The organism is Candidatus Finniella inopinata (assembly GCF_004210305.1).
GTDB classification, from domain to species: domain Bacteria; phylum Pseudomonadota; class Alphaproteobacteria; order Paracaedibacterales; family CAIULA01; genus Finniella; species Finniella inopinata_A.
Genome location: NZ_SCFB01000017.1, coordinates 1 through 9,272 on the forward strand (window position 1 = coordinate 1; position 9,272 = coordinate 9,272).

7 protein-coding genes are annotated in these 9,272 nt (G+C 38.1%); 3 read left to right on the top strand and 4 right to left on the bottom strand.

From position 1 onward, the window contains the following. The first annotated feature begins 335 nt into the window (after positions 1 to 335). Positions 336 to 1,001 (top strand): hypothetical protein, encoded by a 666-nt coding sequence (locus tag EQU50_RS07560; RefSeq protein WP_130154519.1) that lies wholly within the window; start codon positions 336 to 338, stop codon positions 999 to 1,001. A 234-nt stretch (positions 1,002 to 1,235) separates the two neighbouring features. Continuing rightward, positions 1,236 to 1,868 (top strand): leucine-rich repeat domain-containing protein, encoded by a 633-nt coding sequence (locus EQU50_RS07565; protein WP_165380396.1) that lies wholly within the window; start codon positions 1,236 to 1,238, stop codon positions 1,866 to 1,868. A gap of 208 nt (positions 1,869 to 2,076) precedes the next feature. Here the strand turns inward: EQU50_RS07565 and EQU50_RS07570 are convergent, their stop codons facing one another. Both EQU50_RS07570 and EQU50_RS07575 read right to left on the bottom strand, forming a co-directional pair. Next, positions 2,077 to 3,594, bottom strand: coding sequence for a hypothetical protein (locus EQU50_RS07570; RefSeq protein WP_130154521.1), 1,518 nt, complete (start codon positions 3,592 to 3,594; stop codon positions 2,077 to 2,079). 33 nt (positions 3,595 to 3,627) lie between these two features. After that, a complete protein-coding gene (locus tag EQU50_RS07575; RefSeq protein ID WP_130154522.1) occupies positions 3,628 to 4,830 on the bottom strand; it encodes a gluzincin family metallopeptidase in 1,203 nt (400 codons plus the stop codon). Between the two features lie 250 nt (positions 4,831 to 5,080). Here EQU50_RS07575 and EQU50_RS07580 point away from each other — a divergent pair, with 250 nt between their 5' ends. After that, positions 5,081 to 6,541, top strand: coding sequence for an AAA family ATPase (locus EQU50_RS07580; protein ID WP_130154523.1), 1,461 nt, complete (start codon positions 5,081 to 5,083; stop codon positions 6,539 to 6,541). A 158-nt stretch (positions 6,542 to 6,699) separates the two neighbouring features. Here the strand turns inward: EQU50_RS07580 and EQU50_RS07585 are convergent, their stop codons facing one another. Beyond that, the gene (locus EQU50_RS07585; RefSeq protein ID WP_130154524.1) at positions 6,700 to 7,545 is read right to left on the bottom strand and encodes an O-methyltransferase; all 846 of its coding nucleotides are present in this window, start codon (positions 7,543 to 7,545) and stop codon (positions 6,700 to 6,702) included. 163 nt (positions 7,546 to 7,708) lie between these two features. Continuing rightward, positions 7,709 to 9,139 (bottom strand): hypothetical protein, encoded by a 1,431-nt coding sequence (locus EQU50_RS07590; RefSeq protein WP_130154525.1) that lies wholly within the window; start codon positions 9,137 to 9,139, stop codon positions 7,709 to 7,711. Positions 9,140 to 9,272 lie beyond the last annotated feature (133 nt).

Below are 9,272 nucleotides of genomic sequence, written 5' to 3' on the forward strand. Positions count from 1 at the left end.
GAAATCACAAAAAATGGCTTAAAATCAACACTTAAAAGACTTCTCCTCGACCATAATCCTATTTATGCAACACAGCCAAGAGGGGGGTGTCACTGAAGATTAGAGAACAGGTTGACCCTTTGACCCGTACTTGATTTTAGAAAGCTGACCATTTTTTTAAAATTAACCCGCGTGGTTGTAAGGTGTATAAGGAATAAGCAGGACGTTGGCATCTAAAAATAAAATATCTGCATAAGAATATTGGAAAATTCGTTTGTCTTTTTAAGTGGAAATATGCTCATATTAAGGCGATTTGATACGTCAACGTTCATATCCAATTAACGAAGAGAAAAAAATTGACTATGCCTTTTGATTGGAAAATAAGATCAATAAGACTCACTTTTGTTGTGCTTTTTTTATTGTTGATGCTTTCTCCTGATGTTTATTCTTCGGCCGCTGCAAGCAGTTCAACAAGCCCGAGTGAGATTGAGAATCCGGAGTTTTTGAGAGCTATAGCCCGCACTATTGCTTCTAGAACCCGTGAGCAAGTTCGATTAAAAGAAAAACTTAGTAAACATGATGGGACAATTATTGGAGTCTGGAAGAGTGGTAAAAAATGGGGAGAACTGGAACCGGGTCTACAAAGCCATTTAACAAGGCATATTCCAAAGAGCCAAGTGCAGAGCATTCTTAGGAGAGAAAGACATGCTTTAATGGACCCTGAAATCCTTGCAAGTCCAGGAAAATTTGCTGTTGAAATTGTTGAGAAGGGTATTCCTGCTTTACAATTGATGGGCGAGCGCCAAGATAGATATGGAATCAAGATATCCTATGACATGAAACCAAAAGTTGTTGGCTGTACTTTTGTTAAAACAGAGAAAACCATTGAAGAAGTGCCAGCAACAAAAATTTACATTTCTTTTGATATTACGGATATCGTCCAGAAGATCAAAGAAAAGGGAAAAGATGCATGGAATAAGGAGAATGATGGGGAGATAACGACTCTTTGCGCCGATGAGTAATTTTTTGGCAATAAAACTTGTTTTCTCTTTTAAAATGTGATTAGCATAAAAAAGAGTAAAATAGTTGTGGGCATTACTATGAACAAGTTTTTAAATTACACAACGATGTTAATTGCATCGTGCATTGCTCTGGGAACAGGGGAGGCACAGGCTACAGATGTGGAGCGGTACGTAGCAGCAAGCAGCCCTTCTTCGTATATGCATCATAGAATTTTTGACGCGAGGTTATATCCTTTGCAAGATACGACAACAATTAATCAGGCTGATCGCGTTGTTCTTCACATTGAGTCATCAGATGTTCGTACATTGCAACTCATGCAGAAGCCATTCTACGACATGGATTTAGCAGGGGAGGAAACTTCCTTAGATAAACTTGAAAAGTTGTTAATGCCTTTTGTTTCCCAAATCACCGCGCTTAATTTGATGGAAACGTATCTTAAAGAGGATTGCTTTTCCGTTATTGAGAGATTAGTAGCTTTGGAATCTTTGATTCTATCAGATAATGCATTTGGTGACAAAGTGATGCCTTCCATAGGACGGCTCAGTGAACTAAGACATTTAGAAATTGCTCATACAAAAATCACTGATGTTGGCGTCCAGGGCCTTATCTCTCTCAGACAATTGGAAAAATTAGATGCTGGTTGCAATCTTTTAAAGAATTCTGGAATTAAGACCATATCTGGGATAACTTCTCTTAGCGATCTTGACGTAAGGGGATGTGAATTTGATGAAGGGGCTTTACCTTTCTTTCTTCAAATGCCTAAGCTAAAAAAGCTAAACATATCTGATAATAAATTTAAAAAGGACGTTTCCTTTGAAACTTTCCTTGCTAAAGCGAAAGAGAAGGGCATAGAAGTTAAATTTTAGAAATTTAAGAGTTATTCAAAAATTGCGAAAAAAAATGCACCAATTCTCTCCTTTATACGCGTGCCTATAAATTATCTTATGGAAAGCGTCTCTATTGAAGGAAGCTAAAAAAAGAAATAATAAAAATTAAAACTTATTAATGATGGTTCAAACCAGGAAAGATCTTAACTCTCCTGGTTTTTGCAGATTGAAACGCATATCCGTTCATCTATTTCGACGAAGCGACAGGTGTTTTTTTATTGATACTATCTAAAATTCTTTGAGCCCCAGTTTTTAAACCCTGAATTTTTGGGTCTTGGTTCGGATTTTCAACAACTCTTTGACACCAATAAACAGCTGCTTGAGAATTTGTTGGAACAATAGGTTCCCTTGTTATAGAAGTTCTTCCCGTTTGGTAAGTTTCAGCAAGATCCCTTTGCGCATGCATTTCCCCCCTTTCGGCGGCTTGGAAAAGAGCATTAAATTGTTGAGTTCTAAGCTCTTGAAGCTGTCGTTGGAGAGAAGCTGATTTTAGTTCTAAAAACTGGCTCCATTTATACTGAGCTGGTGGGTAAAAAGGAATATAATCAACGGCTTTTTTTAAATAGGATCCACAAAGTTGATGGTCAGCAAGTTCATATGCCATTGCCCAGCGATAATAAAAAGCCCGGTCAAACCAACCTAATCTTTCAACCAGATATTTCTCATGTTCTTTTAAATCTTGGCTACGAGGACCTAATGTACTAAACAGGGAATAAATAACGGACTTAAAAGGTCCTTGGTAAGAATAAACTTTATTTGCTTGTTCTTCTCCAATTTCCTGAGCCTTTTGCTCATATTCGAGTGATCGTTGTTTATACTGGGCAATTTCTTCCGCAGTTAAGTATGAATATCTTGATCCTTCTTCAGAGACAGCTTTTTCCATATTTTTTAAGCCGTATAATCTGTAAAGAGCCATCTTCCCAAAAGCTGTTAAAGGATGTCCAGGAAATAAACGTTCCAATTTTTCAATAGCAACAATCCTTTCCTCTTCTTTAAGGCGACGATCGATCCAAAGAGCTCGAAGAACATTACGAGCAATAAAGTTGAATCTTAAAAGTTCCCTAGCCTGTTGATGTAATTCTTCAGATCGTTGCGGGCTACCTGTTGCTGATACAGAGTTTATGAATGCTTTTGCAATCATGACAAGAGGATTATTGGGGTCAGATTTATCCAGATCATTCAAAATACTTTCCTCTACTTCTCCTTGTGAGGGGATCTGCTTCAATTTGTCGTATATGCTTGGCAAAATTTGAGAGGTATTGTGATTTCCTACTTCGTGCCACTCACAGTCATAAATCTGTCTAACTTGTTCCCTATTATTCCTGGTATTCCTGGACAAAGAGCCACCATCTTCTTTTGAGTCTATATCTCTAGAAGAACTACTCCTTTCTTTTCTAAGGATTTCAGGAACAGACCACTGATAACCATCATCAAAAAGTCTCAGCAATTTTTCTTTAGGGGATTTTCTCATTTCAACTTGAAATAAGCTGTACTGTTCATCTAATTCATCTTCAAATACAGACGTTTGTCTTAAACAAGATTTTTTATGAGATAGACTACCTTGATCATCTCTGGCATGAAAACGATTTCTTGTTGTAGGCTTAGTCGTCGTATCGGTTTGATCAGGGTATGTCTGACTAGACGCAAATCCTAACGTCATAAAAGGTAGAAGGGTAACGCTACACAATAAAGTTTTCTTTAACATTGTTAATCTCCTTTGGGTTCTTCTAAACAACACTCATCCTAAAAACGGCCAGCTATCTTGTTCTAATCCATTTAATATTGTATCGAAAGGGTTAGTCTCTTTTCTAAAGCTTGCCGCCAAAGTCAAATTCAAAAATTGTACGGCAGCTTTTTCTATAGCCAAGGCTCCATCTCCAAGTCGTTCTTTCTCAGTTTGTAACACCTCGCAAAATTTACGTGTCAAAAGCAACGAACGACCGTGATAATTCAAAGGGTCAGTTACCGACGTTTCAGGCCCTCTAAGGCATGTTGAGCATTCTGCTTTGACTAAACATGTCGTTGGATTTAATTGATCAATCACTCTATCTGGATTGTTTGTGGCCTTTAAGCTTCCTAAAATACCGGTAATGTCTCCAAATGCCTCGTGAAGAGCCCTAGACGAAAGATATTCTAAGATGGGTGGAGCTTGCAAGGTAGAAGCATTAAGGTTAGTGAGCTTTTGTTCAATCCCTTTTCCAGATATTTTTTTGCTTACTAGAAATTCGCTGATGATCTGCCCGTTTTCTTGTATCCGATTTTGATATTCAGGACAAAACCTATCCAAAATACTGTGTCCTGCTTCATGGGCAATTGTAAAAAAAGAGTCGGCAGAGTAATAAGATCCACAGGAAGTTTCATATCTTGGTAAAAATATTCCTTTCCCCTGCCCTTGGTAGTCACGTGTATAGTAGGCGTTAAAACTACATTGATCGTCATAACACGAAGAACTGCAGAAAATCCTCACAGGAGATTTTAAAGCTTCGGTTCTGGCTTTTGCTAAACTCAATCCAAAAATAGGAGATATACGGTTATCATCGTATGATCTTAACATAGCGTTGCAATAGTCTTCCCACATAGTGCCCACAAATTGACAAGTCGCAAAGGCTTTCAGTTTGCACGATTGTAAGTGGCTTTGATCTTCACTCAATCGAAAAAATCTTTGAGATATTTGCAAACCCCAAGCTGCATCAGGTCGAGCATCAAAATGGTTTTTATCAATGTTGTACTGGGCTTGGTCACAGACAACAGAAAAAAGCTTACTTCTCGGGCCGTGATCATATATGACTTGACGAACAGGCACGACCACTGACTCAGTTGACGTTCCAAGGATTTGAGGCTTGGGTATGTACATATTTTCTGTAAATTCCCTTGCTGCCTGGGCAATGGACACAAGATTAAGAAAACAAAATAGGACAAAAAATATTTTTTTAGGTTGCATGTACACCATGTAAGGTCTCCAAAATTATCGTCATTAGACGCTTCTGTATACGATAATAGTGCGTGTGCTTATATGCGTATTATTAACGTATATGTTTACCTACGTAGATTGTTGCAGTGCACCTTCAAATTTTATTGTTTTATCCTGCTCTTTAAAAAACCATCGTCTGTAGAAGAACAAAGAAAACTGTTGCGACATCCTTCATTGTTAAATATAACTTACAAGTGAAGAACAACACACGGTACAGCAGATGAAAATTATCGGGCGTGATGCGGAATTAAAAATCCTAAAGCAAATACTCACCTCAAACATTCCCGAGTTCTTAGCCATTTATGGAAGGCGAAGAGTTGGAAAAACATTTCTAATTCGCAGTTTTTTTGAGGTTGAGAAAGCTATCTTCTTTAATGCTACTGGCTCTAAAGATGGGACATTATCTGAACAAATAAGACATTTCACACAAGAGATTGGGAGAGTGTTTTACCATAATGTCGAGCTAAAGGAAGAAAAGAATTGGGATTTAACCTTTGAAAAGCTTACTGCGGCCTTCAACACAGTCCCTAAAAATAAGAAAATTGTCCTGTTTCTTGATGAGTTCCCTTGGATGGCAACTCAAAATTCAAGGTTATTGCAAACATTAGAATATTATTGGAACCAACATTGGTCTAGAGACAAGCGAATTAAGCTCATTATATGTGGGTCTTCCGCCTCTTGGATTATCGAAAAGATCGTTAACAACAAGGGTGGCCTTCATAATCGATTAACACGCAGTATTTATCTTGAACCATTTAATTTAAGAGACAGCAAACGGTTTTTAAATTTCATAGGAGTTAAGTTCAATAATGATCAGATCTTACAAATATACATGGTCACAGGGGGTATTCCTTATTATCTCTCAAAAATTGAGAAGGGATTATCGGCAACACAAAATATAGAAAATTTAGCTTTTCAACCAAAAAGCTTTTTGGCGCAGGAATTTGATAATCTATTTTCCTCATTGTACGAGGACTATGAGAGTTATGTTGACATTATTCGTCTTATTGCAACTCGCCGCTATGGAATAGGACAAGAGGAGATATTACAAAAACTTGGCAAAAATATGCAGGGCAAGCTAGGACTCAAAAGATTAAAAGATCTGCAAGATTCGAATTTTATTATTAGCTTTATGCCACAGTTTCACAAAAGAAGAGGAATTTATTACAAATTAATTGATGAATATACTCTTTTTTACTTGGATTGGATAGAGCCAATAAACACAACTTTATTGACAAAAGGTCATATGAAAGGATATTGGGAAAAACAGTACAATTCTGCTGCTTGGAATAGTTGGTCAGGGTATGCCTTTGAATCTGTTTGCTACAAACATCTTCCTCAAATAAGCCAAGCTCTTAACATGAGCCCTACATCAGTACCGAATACATGGCGATATACTCCCAAAAAAGGCTCTGCAGAACAAGGAGCTCAAATTGATCTTTTATTTGATAGAGATGATGATTGCATCACCATGTGTGAGATTAAATATACTGAGAAACCCTATGCAATCGATAAGCATGAAGCTGCTAGCCTAAATCAGAAAATAGCTATTTTTAAAGAAAAAACGCGCACAAAAAAACAAATATTTTTAGCAATCATTTCTGCAAATGGGATTAAGAAAAGCATTTATTCGGAAGAGATGATAGATGGCGTTGCTGTTCTGGATGATTTATTCAAATAAAAACAACCAAGATAGATAGACAACAAAACGTATAATTTTAGTTACGGAAAGCAGTAGTAATACCGAGCACGCAACAGTCTCAAATAACACCTACAAAAAAGACAGATCTCAAAACAAAAGAATACTCTTCACCTCCTCAATTTGTACTTATTTGATGTCTATTTTGGCGCTCGATATGCAACGAGACTTGTTCCAGCGATATGAACAAGATTCATCGTTTTACTCAACTTGTTAAGTGTATTATAAACACCAGGTGCCCTATCAGGTCCCCTATAATCATGCCAAAGTATCACCCCACCTGGCTTTACCATTTGAAGGGCTTTTTTGCTATCATTCTCTACATATGATTCCGCGTGAGACCCATCTATAAAGATTAAGTCGAATTTCTTAAGGTACGGCCGTTCATCAAATTTTTTACTATCAATGAAGCGCTGTTCAACTTTATGTTCAAGGGGTGTATTGGAATAATAAAATTTCTTAAAAATTGATTCTTCAAGAGCTGCTTTTGTATCTTTTTGATGATCATCGTTTGATTTTGTATAGGTCGTAATTTCATCAGGAGATAGAGTGAGCGTAACAATTTTAGCCGTATTTGGAGAATTTTTGGCTAATAGATATGTGGTTTTCCCGGTAAATGTCCCAAATTCAAATATATTTTGTGCCGATTTTGCTATCGTACATAAAATCCACGTTTCGAAATCACTTGTACTTCCTCGTGTTCCGAAACTACCAATAAAGCTGATTTCTGTATTTTTAGAAGGTCCATTGTGTTCAGGTTTAAAACAATCATCGAATTCGTCAATGTTTACTTTTTTAATAACCCAACTTGACCATAAATTTTCTTGGCGAAAAGATTGCTTATATCGGTTTAAAGTTTCTAAAAGAACCATGACAGAAACACACAAAGCAACAATAATTCCTCCGGATATCAAACTCCATTTCTGATCACGAAAACTAAAGTTTTCGTAGCTCTTACGTGTGAATTCTAAAAAATTCTTAAACATTAAAGATCCAGTTTTCTATAAGAGAAGAAAGGGCATCATAAACCGAATAGGGAACATTTGAAAAAGAAAAAAGCTGGTACACGTCCAAATGGTCTCACCAGAGTATGTTATTTTCCATCAACAGAGGAAAATAACATACAACTTGATTTCTTAAAAATATCGCCTATATGTATCGTTCCGTTTCAGAAACGAAAGACGGACCATGTCTCCACTTGGAATTTCCTCGTTCACCATAATTGTATCCATATATCAGTGTCCCAGATTTTGTTTCCAGATCTACCACGGTGAGATTTCCAGGAAATTCTGTAGAATCTTGCTCATAACGATCCAAAGCTACATGATTACCCCAGTTTCTCCGGTTTTTTCCGAATACATCCCCTATTTGCCACCAATCATCCAGTTCTCGTTGGTTTACATCTCTTCGATTGATCCGTTGTGTTGGTGCATTACCTAATTCGCGAAGCCTGGTGGTTGAATTTCCCAGCCCGCTTTTCCAACGATGCATTTGATACTCAACACCCGTTGAGAGTGGCCTAAAAGAATCGAGAAGCTCTACGTTCTTTTTGATTTCATTGAGGTGATCTACCCCTCCCCCCAATCGCCCAAAAACTGCTTGTAAGTCCTGGATAAAGTTAAGAGCATTATCTTGTCTAACATCCGTTAACATTTGTGCATAAGAGGCGAAATCAGCTTTCATCTCTCTTCCTGTTCTCTCGTGACGACCGATGATGGCTGCAGCTTTTCTTTCAATACAATTAAAAACCGTTGTCCTAAGGTAGTTCTCGATTGTTTGATTTGTCCTGAGAGATAACTCACGCACCTGTTCTCGTGCTCTCGCCGGCACAACAACATTGCTCCTGATATTTCGAACAAAGCTGGACGAATTTATGCTTTGTAATATAGGGTCGCGGCCCGTTGCACTGTATGCCCCTTCTGCCGTTGGATAGGGAAAAACTGATACACGGGCTCTAACGTTATCAGATAAAAATTTGACCAAAGACTTAACGCGCGTTTCATTGAATAACGCATTATCTGCTGAATGCGCAAAAATGTCTTTTAGAACCTCCTCAACATCAACGTCTCTATGCATGGTAACAACTAAGGAAATACATTGATGTAATTGGTCACTATCGGGAAAAGTATCCACTACTCGTTTGAGTAAATCAGCAAAATTAGCAGAATTCTGTTGAAGCTCCGCTTCTCGTAATGCAATCACAATTTTCACATTAGAGGGAGGTCTAAATAACTGTTGGATAGAAAAGGCATTCACAACGTCTGTGTCAGGCCCTCTTGAGTCGTTGAATCCTGGACAATCCCAGTACACAACCCTGGAAGATGAGTCGTACCAAGAACTGGGAAGTCTGGTTCCCACCCCAACGCTACTACCTATAGTAAAACCGGGAAGAGGGTCCGTTGTATTCAGAACAAACCCACGCGGACCTTTTGAAGAAACAAGAGGTTTACCCGCTAAATATGTAATAAGGGTACTTTTCCCGTGGCTACTTGTACCAATAACAATGGTAGACGGGGCGTCGCCATGGGTTGCGCGGCTTGCATTAACGCGTTGTGAAACATTTTGAATTTCTTGTTGCAAGGTGTCGAGACCAGCACCTCCGGATGAAGATGAGGGCGCCGCTGCTGATGCATAGGCTGCGTATTCCGGCGAATTCGAACGGCAATTCTGGTTTTATCCGAATGGCCGTTCCGGTTTAATTCGAACGGTGAAT

Bases quoted from the DNA above. Each gene is read 5' to 3' on its own strand.
- EQU50_RS07580 (WP_130154523.1), top strand. From the start codon at position 5,081: ATGAAAATTATCGGGCGTGATGCGGAATTAAAAATCCTAAAGCAAATA.
- EQU50_RS07575 (WP_130154522.1), bottom strand. From the start codon at position 4,830: ATGCAACCTAAAAAAATATTTTTTGTCCTATTTTGTTTTCTTAATCTT.
- EQU50_RS07585 (WP_130154524.1), bottom strand. From the start codon at position 7,545: ATGTTTAAGAATTTTTTAGAATTCACACGTAAGAGCTACGAAAACTTT.
- EQU50_RS07570 (WP_130154521.1), bottom strand. From the start codon at position 3,594: ATGTTAAAGAAAACTTTATTGTGTAGCGTTACCCTTCTACCTTTTATG.